The sequence below is a fragment of the Mucilaginibacter sp. P2_A4 genome (assembly GCF_056405015.1).
In genome coordinates this window covers 134140-149089 of sequence record NZ_JBFUCX010000015.1, presented here as the reverse complement: position 1 = coordinate 149089, position 14950 = coordinate 134140, and the positions used below count along the sequence as shown (strand labels likewise).

The following is a 14950-nucleotide window of genomic DNA, read 5'->3' as shown; positions in this document are numbered from 1 at the left end:
CACAGCATTATGCCAATAAAACCTATTTTAGGTTAGGCTTTAATGGAATAATCCATTAAAAAAAATGTTTTAACTATTATAATCTCCAAAACATGCTACTACTTTTGGCTATTCAGTAATAACCAATATAACCGTGGCTTTTGATTTTTCATTAATTGAAATCCTGTGGTTTAAACACTAAAGTTTAGGCGCATAATTTTTTATGCCCTGAATAACTATAATTATATGCTACTAACGAATAAAGTGATTTTTTTGACCGGCGGTACCGAAGGTATTGGCTTTGAGTGCGCCAAAATATACTATGCAGCTGGGGCTAAGCTCAGTATTATATCAAATACACAAACAAGCATTGATGAGGCCCGCTTAAAACTGCTGAATGATGATATACTATATATAAAGGCCGATGTTGCAGTGGCCGAAGACATACGGCAGGCTATTATTGAAACTGTTGGCTATTTTGGCAAAATTGATGTTATTCATAACAATGCCGGTATATCAAACCCATCAAAAGCGGTGCATGAAACTACAGAACAGGAATGGAACACTTTGTTTAATGTTAATGTAAAAGGTGTTTTTAATACTACCCGTTTTGGTATTGATGAATTAAAAAAAACAAGAGGAAATATACTGAACACCGGCAGCCTGGTGGGCGAAATTGGGCAGGAGATTCACGCCGCATATAGTGCTACAAAAGGCGCTATAAACGCATTAACCAAATCAATGGCGCTTGATTATGCACCTTATGGCATCCGTGTTAACGCGGTGGCCCCGGCGGGGGTATGGACACCCATGTTGAGGGTTTGGAGCCAGCAGCAACCTGATGCTAATTCTATTGAAAATTACCTGGATGATATACACGCCCTGGGCTATTGCCCCGAAGGTGACGTGGTAGCCGATGCCTGCTTATTCCTGGTATCAGACCAGGCGCGTTTCATAACCGGCTGTATTTTGCCGGTAAGCGGCGGGGCCGAGCTCGGCTATCGCAGGGTGATCCATCAAACTGTTCAATCTATCCAGGAAAAAAAAGATCTTATATAACATGATTAAGAATATAAAAGTTGATGACGTCAGGTACAAGCTTGATGGCAGCGCGGGCAGCGATGCCATACATACCGATCCAATATACTCCTACGCTGTAACCCGTTTATTTGATGACAGCGGCTACACCGGTGTTGGCTTTGCATTTACTTTGGGCGAGGGGAACGACCTGGTTTGTAAAGCCGCCCAGTATTATGCCGATAAGATAAAAGGCAGGGATATTGAAGATACGATGGCCAATTTTGGCGAGCTGTTTAAAAACCTGTCCAACGATCAGCAGTTTAGATGGCTGGGGCCACATAAAGGGGTTGTACATTTAGCACTTGCCTCGGTTACCAATGCCTGCTATGATCTGTGGGCAAAAAAAAGGGGCCTGCCATTATGGAAACTGCTTACGGACCTGTCGCCAGAGCAACTTGTGGCAACGCTCGACTTATCATACCTGGAGGATGAACTAACTCATGAGCAGGCGCTGCAAATGCTGCGTTCGCAGCAAGATAGCCGTGTTAACCGCGAAGGTATATTGCAGCAAGGTTATCCGGGTTACGATACATCTATTGGCTGGTTCAATTATTCGGACGAGAAGGTGCGCGAAAACTGCAAAAAGGCATTGGCCGAAGGTTTCACGGCGATGAAGCTGAAAGTAGGCTCGGCAGATCCTGAAAGAGATATCCGCCGGGCGCATATTGTAAGGGAAGTAGCAGGCGATAATGTAAAAGTTATGCTTGATGCCAACCAGCAATGGAATTTGCCGCAGGCAATATCTATCTGCAATAAGTTAAAGAGCATGAACCCTTACTGGATTGAGGAGCCAACGCATCCGGATGATGTATTGGCGCATAAAACGTTGGCCGATGCCGTATCGCCATTGAAGTTGGCACTGGGCGAGCACGTTCCTAATAAGATCATCTTTAAAAATTACCTGCAAACCGGCTCCGCATCATTTATCCAGGTTGACGCTGTAAGGGTAGGTGGGGTAAGCGAATTTATTACCGTGAGTTTATTGTGTAAAAAGTATGGTGTGCCGGTTGTTCCCCATGTAGGCGATATGGGTCAATTGCACCAGCATTTGGTATTATTTAACCATATAGCAGTAGGGCACGAGGCCTTATTTTTAGAACATATTCCGCACCTGCAACAGCATTTTGTTAACCCTGTGCAAATAAGTAACGGAGTTTACCAAACGCCACAAGTACCGGGTAGTAGCTGCGATTTGAAAATATTGCTTTAAGGATTGAGAGTCAGGAGTTAAGAGTCAGGAATCAAGACCAAAACACCACGCGTCATTACGAGGAACGAAGCAATCTCCAGGCTGCACAGAGCAGATTTGCATGTTCGATACGCTTGTGTAGAGATTGCTTCGTACCTCGCAAAGACGTTGAGTGAAGAGTTAATACCAAAATACCGGGTGTTATTGCGAGAAATTAAATTTGGTAAAACTCCGAAGGGAAATGAGGTAAACTAACCAAGGTTAAGACTCACCCTGTCATCGCTACGCTCGACATCCCTCTCTTCAACTTCGTTGGAAAGAGGGAGTTGAAAATTGAAAATTAGCTTTTAACCCTCTTTCCGGCGAAGCCGAAGAGAGGGTCGCCGTCCGCGAAGGGCGGACCGGCGGGGTGAGTCGTTGCCAGCATACAGAGCCTATAGTATGGTATAAACACCTCGCAAAGACGTTGAATGAAGAATTAAGAGATAAGAATCAAAACCAAAACACCACGCGTCATTGCGAGGTACGAAGCAATCTCCAAACTGTACAGAGAAACCATATGAGTTCGCTCTGGCTTTTAAAGGCTATTTTTAAAATGAAAATATGATACATACACCCGATTTAGTCATTAGCGCCTTATACATTATTGTGATTTTTGTTATTGGCTTATGGTCGGGAATCCGTCATCAGCGCAAAACAAAAAATAACAACAACGAGGCCGGTGAGTATTTTTTGGCAGGTAAAAAACTGCGCTGGCCAATGATAGGACTGGCTTTGTTTGCCACCAACATTTCCTGCGTGCATTTGGTAAGTCTTGCCCAAAGCGGCTTCGATACTGGTTTGCTCAATGGCGATTTTGAATGGATGGCGGCGTTTACGCTAATATTGCTGGCGCTTTTCTTTGCGCCATTTTATATCAAATCGGGAGTTTCAACCCTGCCCGATTTTCTTGAAAAACGATATGATCGTGCAAGTCGCGATTGGCTGGCCATTATATCCGTGGTATCTGCAGTGCTGATCCACATCGCATTCTCCTTATTAGCGGGTGGTATTGTTTTACATACCTTATTTGGGGTTGATATGTATACCAGCGTAATCGTGATCTCTATTATTACTACTATATATACTGTAGTTGGCGGTTTAACTGCAGTTGTAGTAACGGAATCTATACAAACCGTTGTGCTTTTGGGAGGGGCCATTATCATGAGTATTGCCGCTTACACTAAAATGGGTGGCTGGGAACCAATGGTTGATGTTTTGAAACATACAGATCAGCTTAATAAACTATCCATGCTGCGCCCGCATGGCGATGCAAGTGGTATGCCCTGGTATGCGGTATTTTTAGGCTACCCGGTGCTGGGTATATGGTACTGGTGTGCCGATCAAACCATAGTTCAAAGGGTTTTGGGGGCAAAGGACGAAAATCATGCAAGGGTTGGTCCGCTGTTTTGTGGGTTTATAAAAATACTACCCGTTTTTATTTTTGTGATGCCTGGTTTATTTGCTTATACGCTGGCACAAAGCGGCCATTTAGATATCTCGGCATTAAAAAGTATGGTGAACGGTAAAGAGGTGGTAAACAGTAAGGGTATCTATACACTGATGATCACCCAGCTTATCCCGCCGGGATTGATAGGCGTACTGGTTGCCGCGTTGTTATCAGGTTTGATGAGCCAGATTTCCGGCGCTTTAAATTCCATATCAACCATAGTAAGTTATGATATTTATAAAAGGTATAAACCCGATGCTACTGATAAGAAGCTTGTAAACGTGGGCAAAATAGCCGCGGGTGTATCGCTGGTTGTATCGTTGCTGATGCTGCCTCTATTGAATAATTACGAAAGTATTTTTAATGGACTAAACGATATCATTGCCCATATAGCGCCGCCAATAACCTGTGTGTTTTTATTGGGTGTATTCTGGGAAAAAGCTTCGGCTATATCAGCAAAATATACTTTATGGGTAGGATCGGCGGTAGGGGTATTGGTATTTGTAACAGGCAAATTGTATCCTTTAAGTGCCATTGGGCAAATACCGTTTATGATGATGGCCTTTTATCTTTTCCTTACCTGTTTATTGATGCAGATAACGCTATCCTTTGTGTATCCGGTTCAGCATACTAAAGAGAGTGCCACGCTATACTGGAAATCGCCATGGGAACCATTAAGAGGAGCCGCCTGGAGTGGTTTGGGCAATTATAAAGTGCTTTCGGCTTTGTTGATATGTATAATGGCAGTGCTTTTTTACCTTTTTAGATAAGATATAATTTTATGAGCTCACCCAAAACGCCTCTTCTCATTTTAATAGTAACAAGCTGGATTGGCTTCGGGATATACATGAAGAGCCAGCAAAATAAACATAAGCACCCCGGCGATGCGCCAAAGGCGGTTAACATCAACGTGCAGCGTTTTGGTATGATAATCGGTTTAAAACCCGAAAAGCTGGCCTATTACAAGAAGCTTCATGCTCATGCCTGGCCGGGAGTATTAAAAAAGATCGCGGCCTGTAACATTCATAATTATTCCATCTACATTCAAAAAATTGAGGATAAATATTTTTTGTTTAGCTATTTCGAATATACCGGCACCAATTTAAAGGATGACATGGCCAAAATGGCTGCTGATACCACTACGCAGCGATGGTGGAAAGAAACGGATCCAACACAAATTCCGCTTCCCGAAGCTGATGCGCAAAAAAAACAGTGGCAAAATATGGAAGAAGTCTTCCACACCAATTAAGTGCGTTGAATTTTGATTTGGGCACTCTTCCAAATTCAACTCCCCGTTTTGTTTATATCCTAACGGATTTGCATTAATGCTGTCATGTTTATAAATGTTTAATATATAATTTATGTTAAATGCAATATTTAAGATTTGCCATCATTGAATTACACATTAGCGCTATTATAATCCATCAAGTACAAATCATTTTTAAAAATATAAAACACTCCTATATAGCGCTTGTGTGTGATTTGTACAGTTATTTTTTGTGTGAAAAAAAATGAAAAAGGATAGTATAATCCATCTAATTTCAAGATTTATCCATTTCAAATAGTGTTAAGGTAAATTAGTTTTACTAAACCAATTTAACCAAATAATAAACTTAGACGTATGCAAGAAAATTACTTTCAATTAAAACCCATCTGAATCATGTTATTAATTACCAAAAGCCACATTGGGTAATTAATTTTTCATACCTGTTTAGTTGCATTACTAAATAAACGCTAAAAAGGTAAGGTGTTATCCCATAGGGCTTTAAGTTTCTACAGTGAATAAAACTGCGTTTTTACATGCACGGGCATCGCTTTGCCTTTTTTACTGAAAAAAAAATAAACTGTAAAATATACATTAAATAAGAATACAGCTAAAGCGCGGGGCCGATACCCCATTAAATTATGAAAAAGTATTACACCAATTTTTCCTTAATCAATTTGCAAACCAATAATTAACCAATTTATGAGAAAATTTTACGATGTATTAAGACGCCTTTGGGTGTTGAAAATTCCTTATAACTCACTAACAGCCCTACTTGTGCTTGTTTTTGTATTTATGGGGATTGGCTCCGTTAACCGTGCAGCCGCACAAACCAAGGTTACTGTTATAGGTACCGTTACAGATACACTTGGCGTGCCGGTTATTGGCGCCAACATTGCGCCTTTAAATAAAAAGGGCAGTAGCACAACAACAGATGGGAATGGTAAATTCCTATTGGATGTTGAACCTGGAGCAGTTTTAAAAATAAGCTATGTGGGGTACATAGCCAAACAAATAACCATATCATCCAGCCAAAAGGTATTGAAAATTGTACTTTCTGAGGCCAAAAGCCAATTTGATGATGTAGTTATTACGGCCTATGGTAGAAAACAATCAAGGGAAGCCGTAGTAGGTTCCGTAACATCTGTAAAGCCGGGTGTTTTAAAAATACCGGCAAGCAACTTAACAAATGCTTTAGCAGGGCAGGTAGCGGGTGTTATCGCCTATACTCCCAGCGGGCAACCCGGGCAGGATAATGCCCAGTTCTTTATCAGGGGTGTTACTACCTTTGGTTACAGGCAAAGCCCCTTGATCCTGATTGATAACGTTGAGTTAACAACATCAGATTTGGCGAGGTTGAACGTAGATGATATTGAAAGCTTTTCGATATTGAAAGATGCGAGTGCCACAGCCTTATATGGCGCAAGAGGTGGTAATGGCGTTATTTTGGTTAAAACCAAAGAAGGTAAGGCTGGTAAAGCACAAATTAATGTAAGGGTTGAAAACGCTTCGTCGCAATCAGTGAAAAGTATTCAGCTTGCTGATCCTATTACCTACATGAATCTTTATAATGAAGCTACCGTAACACGTAATCCTTTAGCGGAGCGCCCTTTTTCTGCTAATAAAATTGCAAATACCCAGGCTGCATTAAGAGGTGATCCGGGAAGCAATTCGTATGTATACCCTGCTGTAGACTGGCTGGGCATGTTGTTTAAGAAGAACACCAGCACCCAACGTGGCGACTTGAGCCTACAAGGTGGTGGCGGTATCGCACGTTACTATGTTGCCGGTTCATACAGTAATGATAATGGTATATTACGTACCGATATCAGGAACAACAACAATAACAACGTTAAATTTACCAACTACCAGTTACGCTCAAACGTAAATATTAATGTAACTGATAAAACTGAATTAGTTGTTCGTTTATCCGGCACATTTAACTCCTATAATGGTCCGCAAACTGCCGATGGTGGTTTTTCAACCGATCTTTATAACGAGGCAACGCACACCAGCCCGGTTTTATTCCCGGCCTATTACGCGCCGGATTCTGCCAACGTTAATGTAAAACATATTCTTTTCGGTAATACTGCAGGTACATCTACCAATACGCCGCAAACGCGTAACCCATACGCAGATTTATTAAAGGGACATAAAAACTCAAACGAATCAAGGCTGCTTGCTCAATTGGAGTTAAATCAGAATTTGGATTTTGTAACCCAGGGTTTAACATTTCATGGTATTTTCAGTACCAACAGATACGCATATTTTCAATCTAATATGAACTATAATCCTTTTTATTATGAAGTAAAATCTTATGATAAAGCGGCTAACCAGTATACGTTAAATTGGATTAATAACCTGCCGGGGCAGGCGCAGGAATACCTTAACTACAACAGGGATGTTAACTCAGATAATCTGCAAACCCAACTTTACCTGCAGGGGGTATTGGATTATAGCCGCACTTTTGGAAAAGACCATACCATAAGTGGCTCATTGATCGGTACCCGTCAGCAACAAATATATTCTAACAACAAAGATCCTGATATTGTTGACAATCACCCAGATCAAAATCCTTATACGCTGCAATATTCTTTGCCTTATCGTAACGAAACTGTGGCAGGTCGTGCAACCTATTCATACAAGAGCAGGTACTTTTTGGAATTCAACTTTGGCTATAATGGTACCGAGCGTTTTTCTGATAACCACAGGTTTGGTTTCTTCCCAACTATTGGTGCATCATGGATCATATCTGACGAGAAATTCTGGGGCGATCTGTACAATGTGTTTGATAGGTTTAAACTTCGCGCCAGCTACGGTTTAGTTGGTAATGACCAGATCAGCAACCGAAGATTTTTTTATATATCTGATGTGAATTTAAATGGCGGCGGTGGTGCTTCATTTGGTACAAATAATATTTACAGCCATAATGGGGTTGCAATCAATAATTATCAAAATAACGATATCACCTGGGAAAAATCGAAACAGTTAAATTTAGGCGTAGAATTCACCATATTTAAAAATTTCAATGTAACTGCCGAAGTTTACAGGAATGACAAGTATGATGTATTGCAGGATCTTAGTCTTGACAATATACCATCAACACTGGGCCTGGAGGCTCCTATTTCTGCAAATATTGGTAAAGTTCAATCAAAAGGTATTGATATTCAGCTTGATGGTAAAAGAAGTATAGGCACTTCGGGCTTTATTTCAGCGCGGGCCAATTTTACCTACACAGCCAACAAGTATGTGCAGTTTGAACAACCTGCTTATGAAGCTTACAGGCTTAAAGTAGGGCAACCACTTAACCGCGATTACGGTTATATAGCTGACCGCTTATTTGTTGATGACGAAGAAGCACGGAATTCACCAACACAGAGCTTTAGTAATGGCGGAACTTTGCCTTTAGGTGGGGATATTAAATACCGCGACTTAAATGGCGATGGTAAAATAGATGGAGCTGACCAGACATACCTGGGCGATCCAAATATTCCACAGATTGTATATGGTTTCGGTGTAAGCGGCGGATGGAAAGGATTTGACCTTTCTGCATTTTTCCAGGGACAGGCAAAGGTTTCTTTCTTTATTGACCCTGCACGTACAAGTCCTTTTATACAGAGCCCTGATACACAGTTTAATGGTAATACCCAATTGCTCCAGGAATATGCCGATAATCATTGGTCAGAGGATAATCAAAATTTATATGCGTTGTATCCAAGGTTAGGCATTAACGGCGCCCAGATTGAGAACAACAGGCAAAAAAGTACCTGGTGGATGCGCGATGGAAGCTTTCTTAGGTTAAAATCAGCAGAGCTTGGATACACGCTTCCTGCCAAAATTGCCAAAGCTTTAGGGGTAAAAAACACCCGTATTTATGTTAACGGCTTAAACCTGCTTACCTGGAGTCCATTTAAAATGTGGGATCCGGAATTGGGTGGTAACGGATTTAATTACCCGATCCAGAAAGTGTTTAACATTGGTATAAATGTTAATTTATAATATTAACCGACGATTAGTTTAAGAATATGAAATCATATTACAAATATTTATGCATGATAGCCTTGGCTATGACGGGTGTATCATGTAAAAAGTACCTTGATGTTATCCCTGATAATGTTGGTACTATTGATTATGCCTTCAGGAACCGAAACGAGGCAGAAAATTATCTTTTTGCATGTTACAATGCGATGCAAAGCACAGCTGATATACACTATAATGCTGGTTTTGTAACCTCTGGCGAGACTCTTTTCCCAAATGATCTTCAGGACAACCAGGGGGTTGATCCCCAGGGATTCAACCTGGTGCGCGGAACACAAACCTCTCAAAACCCAACATTGAATTTCTGGGACGGGGCAAATGGCGGCCAGGCGATGTTTAAGGCAATCAGGAAATGTAATACCATGCTGGAGAACATTGATAAGCCTATTGATCTTACAGCCGGTGAAAAGGAAAGATGGATTGCGGAGATTAAATTTTTAAAAGCCTATTACAACTATTATTTATACAGAATGTATGGGCCTATTCCTATTGTTGATAAAAACCTGCCTATTAACGCTTCTGCAGAGGACGTGAGAATAAAAAGGGCTCCGGCAGATTCTGTAGTGAATTATATAGTTAGGCTAATTGATGAAGCCGTACCAGGCTTACCTCCTGTAATACAGAATCAAACCCAGGAACTGGGCCGTATAACAAAAACAATAGCACTTTGTGTAAAGGCGGAAGTGTTGGCAACTGCAGCAAGCCCTTTATTTAATGGCAACCCCGATTTTGCATCTTTAAAAAATAAGGATGGTCAGCTATTATTTAAAACCGCATATGATGCCACCAAGTGGGATAGAGCAGCAGCAGCTTGTCTTGCCGCTATTACCACTTTTGAAGCAAATGGTCAAAGACTGCACGTGCAAACAGATTTAACGTCAAACATTCCGGTAAGTCTTACTGATTCTTTGAAAAAAGTATTAAACCTGCAAACAACCATTACCGATAAATGGGAAACAAATCCCGAATTAATATGGGCTTTAAATGCGCATTTTGGATATGGTAACCAGGAATATTTCATGCCAAGATTGACAGCTGGCGCAGCCGGAAGTTTGATTGCGCAGGGAACTATTGCAGCTCCAATTAGTCAGCAGGAACTTTTTTATACCAATAAAGGAGTACCAATTACCGAGGATAACACATGGGATTATGCCAACCGTTATACTAAACAAACGGGAGATGATGCCAATAGGTTTTACATCCACAATGGTTATGAAACGGTGAAAGCCCACTTCAACCGTGAACCAAGGTTTTATGCCGATATGGCTTTTGATGGTGGCGTTTGGTATGGTAACGGCGTAACAGGCAATGGCGAAAATGCATTGTTCGTAGCTGGTAAGGGTCCATCTTCATTTGCTGGCTTTAAAGATTATATCCGTTTAAATGAAACAGGTTACTGGCCAAAAAAACTGGTAAACTATTTAACAATTTATGATAAAAGCATGACCTGGGAAGATTTTCATATGCCATTGATCAGGGTTGCAGGTATGTACCTGTTATATGCCGAGATATTGAATGAGCAGGGAAAAGCATCCTCAGAGGTTATTCCATATATTGACAGGATCAGGACAAGGGCTGGCTTACCAGGAGTTGTGGAAGCATGGACCAAGTATTCAAAAAATCCAACCAAGTATGCAACACAGGATGGTTTACGCCAGATAATTCACCAGGAAAGAAGGATTGAGTTGGCTTTTGAAGGACAAGCCGGCTGGGATCTGCGCAGGTGGAAAGAGTTGCAGGCGGTTATGGCCAAACCATTGCAGGGATGGGCGTTTCTTGAGGAAAGTTTTGTAAACTATTATCGCCCGCATACTATCATCACACCAGTATTCAATAACAGGAACTACCTGTGGCCAATAAAGGCAGATGATTTAGTTATTAACAATAATTTGGTTCAAAACCCAAATTGGTAAGCGGGGATAAAAAAGATTTAAAGAGATAATTGAAAAATTATGAAAAATATAAATAAATATTCATTACTGCTGCTTATAAGCCTGGTAATGATGAGCATAATTTCCTGTAAAAGGAATGACGGCTTTAGTAATACGCCTGTTTCTACTGATAAAACGAAGCCCGGGGTTATTACCAATGTTAAAGTAGACAACTTTAACGGTGGGGCAAATATTACCTATGATCTTCCTAACTCCGATAACCTGCTGTATGTAGTAGCAAAATACAGTATCAGGGATAAGGTGACAAGAGAAACTAAATCATCATATTACAAGGATACAGTTGTTGTTAATGGTTTTGCAAAATCGCAGGATTACCAGGTTACGCTATATGTTGTAAGCCGCGCAAACGTAATGTCTGAGGCGGTTACGGTAACCGTACATCCATTAACGCCTGTATATGAATTGGTGAGGCCGTCCGCTGCAATTTCTGCCGACTTTGGCGGGGTTAACATTAAAGCACTAAACCCGTTAAAAAGGAATATTGGGGTTATAGTAACCGCGTTTGATGATGTAACCAAAGCTATGGAAGTTCAGGAGCAGCATTTTACAAAAACGGATACTATTGATTTTTCATTACGGGGGTATACTACAACCGCGAGGAATTTTGGTGTGTATATAACTGACGAATGGGGAAATATCTCTGATACGTTGAAGGTGACTTTGAATCCTTTATATGAAGAGCTGCTGGATAAAAGTAAATTTGAAACTTACACTTTACCGAGTGATGACGCGCTTTATGAAGGTGGTGGATGGACAGTTAATAACCTGTGGGATGGTAAGCTAAATGATCCCGGCTGGCACACCTTTTCCAATTCAGTCCCTCCGTTCACCTGTTCTTTCTATGTGGGCAAAACCTATAAATTAAGCCGGTTTACAATTTATGGCAGGCAAGGATATGAATATGGCCACGGTAACCCGAAAGATTTCAGTATATGGGGTACAAACAAAACGCTACCTGCTGATGCGGTATTACCTTTAACCGCTCCCGAAGGAACTGTAATAGGTGATTGGACAAATATGGGTAACTTCCATTGGCCACCGCCGCCATCGGGCTTACCTCCAACAACACCCAATGCCAGCGATAAGGCGTTTTTTGATCTCGGTGCCGAGTTTAATGTTCCGTTTAATGCGCCTTCGGTTAAATATATGCGCTTATCTATTGCCAGAACATGGGAAGGTGGCACGCTTGCACACGTTCTTGAGTTATCATTTTATGGTAAACCTGAATAATAGAGCAGCCAGCACAAACAAAATAACTACTATTAAAATAAACATATGAAAAAGCTCATATATATAACATTAAGCTGTGTATTACTACTTGTAGTATACAGCTGTAATAAATCCCAAACGGAGTTTAAAAAGTTCCAGAATGGTAAGGAACTTATTTATACAGGCGCCGTTGGTAATGTGGTAACACAACCCGGGAACCTTAGAGTAGGCCTTAAATGGAAATCAAGTTCGGACCCAAGTATTACTAAGTATGTAATTTACTGGAATAACAAAGCCGACTCCCAGGTAGTTAGTGTAACCACCAAAACGGATAGTATAAAAACCATTATTACCGGGCTTCAGGAGTTTGTTTACTCTTTCACCATATACTCTTATGATGCAAAAGGAAATAATTCTATAGCCAGGGAGGTAAATAATGTTAAGGTTTACGGATCTGTTTATGCCAGTACGCTTTTGAACAGGGCTTACAATGCAGCAAATCCATATGTTGTACATAACGATGGTTCGGTAACATTGAATTTCAAAGGTGCCGACACTACCGTTGTTACTGGCAACACTACAATTAATTATAATAACGCCGCAGGAGTAGCATCTAAAGCAACGCTTTTGGGTAAAGATAGTGTTGTAACACTTCCAAGTTACCAATCAGGTGGCAAGGTTACCTATCAGTCTTCTTATTATCCGGATTCAAATGCAATTGATGCGTTTACGGTTACAAAAACCGATCAATTTCCTGATATATTCGTGATTGCTCAATGTAATAAAGCGCTATTCACCGAAGTGCACCTTCCGCAGGATGTAAGCACTTATGAATCGGGAACAAGCATCAGCAAGCTTTGGGATGGCAGTAATGGTCCCCAGGGATATCCCAATATTTTCCATAGCGATGGATCTTATATTCCACATGTGCTAACTTTCGATATGGGAAAATCCTATAACAGCTTATCGCAGGTTGAAGAAGTAGGCAGAAATTGCTGTAATAACCCCGATCAGTTTGAAGTATGGGGTATTAATGACCTAACAGGAGCAACTACCACTTTAAGGGCCGATAACTCTGGCTGGAAAGCTGAAGCAATTGCCAAAGGATGGATACTGCTTAAATCGGTTACCCGGTCTGATGACGGGCAGGCTGCTTTAAAGGTTGATCTGTTAAGTAATCCTCCTCCAATAAGATATATCCGCATCAGGGTATTACATACCGTAACAGGTTCTGGATACAGCAACATGAGCGAAATGACCTTTTGGAATAAACAATAAAAACTGGTTGAATTTGAATATGGAAACCTCGCGGGTATACCACCCGGGAGGTTTTTTTATAACTTTTTTAACACGCAACAGATCATACATTTCAAAGGAATTATCCATTATTAAGTAGGCATTATCCATTTCGACCTCAACTTTTTACCATTAATTTGCCCAAATCAAAATAAGTCTTCCCGTCTTTTACCAATTATAAAACAAAATATTAACCGCTTCTAAATAATGAAGATTTACGTAAAAACAATAGCTAAAATCACAACCGGCCTGTTGTTAATTACAACGCAGTATAACCTGCATGCACAAATACCCAATACAGCTCTAGCAACAAAGGAATTACCTACGGCAAAGGGCAAGCTTACAAAGGTTCCGTATTCGCATATGGCGTTAACGGCAAAGCTGGTAGGCGTTGCTATTGGCGACCCGAACTGGTATAATTGGTGCGTTTCGCCGATACAGGGTAAGGATGGCAAAATTCATATTTTCGGCAGCCGCTGGCCGGCCGCCGAAGGGATGGAAGGCTGGACTGGCCCGAATGCCGAGATAGCGCACTTTGTAAGTGATAAACCCGAGGGGCCATTTAAATATGTCGCTACCGTTATGAAATCGTCCATGTTCCCGGACAAACGTACTATGTGGGGGCCGCATAATCCACGATTGGAAGCTGTAGATGGTAAGTACATTTTACTTTACATCTGCCAAAATCCATCTAAGGAAACTAAACAGCGTATCGGCATGATGATAGCTGATAATTTAAATGGCCCCTGGAAATTTGCAGGTGAAAAGAGCGGCATCGTAATACAAGAGTCTAATGACCCGCAGCATTGGACCTATCATGGCGATATAGGTACCGATAACCCTGCCTTTATGAAAATAGACAAAAAATATTACATCTATTTCAAATCTGGCACGCCACATCAAATGGAATCAAAATATGGCTATGCCGTTGCTGATAACCTGGAAGGGCCGTATGTAATGTGCGATAAACCTATAACCGATAATGTATCGTACCTGGAGGATGCCCAAGCTTTTAAAACCAAGGGCAAATATTACCTGTTAACCACCGATAATTTGGGCGGCAACACCGGTATTTACGGCTATATTTCACTTTGGGAATCAAAAACAGGCTTATCGTTTAAACTGGCCGACTCAAAAATTGCTATGGGCAACCTGTTTGATTATTGGGGAACAGCAGAAGATCATCAGAAATTATTAGCCACACCGGGCCACTTTCAGCGCGATCAAAGCGGTAAACTTGAGCGGCCGGCCGTGCTTATCCTAAATGGCAAACCTGCGTATTTTTACAGTGCAGCCGACCTTAACATTACCGGTGGCAAGGTTTCGGAATCGTACGTTTTTAAAATAGCTTGGGATAATGGGAATTGATAAAGCTATGGCGTGGGTAACAATTATGTTAATGCTTTAATAACACAATAATTTGCTAAGATTGATGGTTGGCAACGGTTGTTTTA

9 protein-coding genes are annotated in these 14950 nt (G+C 41.0%); all 9 read left to right on the top strand.

Annotated elements, in window-relative coordinates; all coding sequences use genetic code 11:
* The first annotated feature begins 225 nt into the window (after positions 1-225).
* The 9 genes from AC1DYB_RS24155 to AC1DYB_RS24115 all read left to right on the top strand — a co-directional run bounded on the left by AC1DYB_RS24155 (position 226) and on the right by AC1DYB_RS24115 (position 14864).
* Positions 226-1038 (top strand): SDR family NAD(P)-dependent oxidoreductase, encoded by an 813-nt coding sequence (locus AC1DYB_RS24155; protein ID WP_477438690.1) that lies wholly within the window; start codon positions 226-228, stop codon positions 1036-1038.
* Between the two features lies 1 nt (position 1039).
* On the top strand, positions 1040-2269 hold the full coding sequence (locus AC1DYB_RS24150; RefSeq protein ID WP_477438688.1) for an enolase C-terminal domain-like protein: 1230 nt from the start codon (positions 1040-1042) through the stop codon (positions 2267-2269).
* Positions 2270-2851: 582 nt separating this feature from the next.
* The gene (locus tag AC1DYB_RS24145) at positions 2852-4507 is read left to right on the top strand and encodes a sodium:solute symporter (protein WP_477438686.1); all 1656 of its coding nucleotides are present in this window, start codon (positions 2852-2854) and stop codon (positions 4505-4507) included.
* A gap of 11 nt (positions 4508-4518) precedes the next feature.
* Complete coding sequence (locus AC1DYB_RS24140) at positions 4519-4986, top strand: L-rhamnose mutarotase (protein ID WP_477438684.1); 468 nt, start codon at positions 4519-4521, stop codon at positions 4984-4986.
* 717 nt (positions 4987-5703) lie between these two features.
* Positions 5704-9000 carry a SusC/RagA family TonB-linked outer membrane protein gene (locus AC1DYB_RS24135; protein ID WP_477438681.1) on the top strand — a complete coding sequence of 1099 codons (3297 nt, stop codon included), beginning with the start codon at positions 5704-5706 and terminating at the stop codon, positions 8998-9000.
* Between the two features lie 26 nt (positions 9001-9026).
* Entirely contained in the window at positions 9027-10952 is a 1926-nt protein-coding gene (locus AC1DYB_RS24130) for a RagB/SusD family nutrient uptake outer membrane protein (protein ID WP_477438679.1), read from the top strand.
* Between the two features lie 39 nt (positions 10953-10991).
* Positions 10992-12221 (top strand): DUF4959 domain-containing protein, encoded by a 1230-nt coding sequence (locus tag AC1DYB_RS24125; protein ID WP_477438676.1) that lies wholly within the window; start codon positions 10992-10994, stop codon positions 12219-12221.
* Between the two features lie 45 nt (positions 12222-12266).
* Positions 12267-13478: a DUF4998 domain-containing protein gene (locus tag AC1DYB_RS24120; protein WP_477438674.1), complete on the top strand. Its 1212-nt coding sequence runs from the start codon at positions 12267-12269 to the stop codon at positions 13476-13478.
* Positions 13479-13703: 225 nt separating this feature from the next.
* Complete coding sequence (locus AC1DYB_RS24115) at positions 13704-14864, top strand: glycoside hydrolase family protein (RefSeq protein WP_477438672.1); 1161 nt, start codon at positions 13704-13706, stop codon at positions 14862-14864.
* The last annotated feature ends 86 nt before the right edge of the window (positions 14865-14950 follow it).

Coding starts and splice junctions, on each gene's coding strand:
- AC1DYB_RS24155 (WP_477438690.1), top strand. CDS start 226: ATGCTACTAACGAATAAAGTGATTTTTTTGACCGGCGGTACCGAAGGT.
- AC1DYB_RS24150 (WP_477438688.1), top strand. CDS start 1,040: ATGATTAAGAATATAAAAGTTGATGACGTCAGGTACAAGCTTGATGGC.
- AC1DYB_RS24145 (WP_477438686.1), top strand. CDS start 2,852: ATGATACATACACCCGATTTAGTCATTAGCGCCTTATACATTATTGTG.
- AC1DYB_RS24140 (WP_477438684.1), top strand. CDS start 4,519: ATGAGCTCACCCAAAACGCCTCTTCTCATTTTAATAGTAACAAGCTGG.
- AC1DYB_RS24135 (WP_477438681.1), top strand. CDS start 5,704: ATGAGAAAATTTTACGATGTATTAAGACGCCTTTGGGTGTTGAAAATT.
- AC1DYB_RS24130 (WP_477438679.1), top strand. CDS start 9,027: ATGAAATCATATTACAAATATTTATGCATGATAGCCTTGGCTATGACG.
- AC1DYB_RS24125 (WP_477438676.1), top strand. CDS start 10,992: ATGAAAAATATAAATAAATATTCATTACTGCTGCTTATAAGCCTGGTA.
- AC1DYB_RS24120 (WP_477438674.1), top strand. CDS start 12,267: ATGAAAAAGCTCATATATATAACATTAAGCTGTGTATTACTACTTGTA.
- AC1DYB_RS24115 (WP_477438672.1), top strand. CDS start 13,704: ATGAAGATTTACGTAAAAACAATAGCTAAAATCACAACCGGCCTGTTG.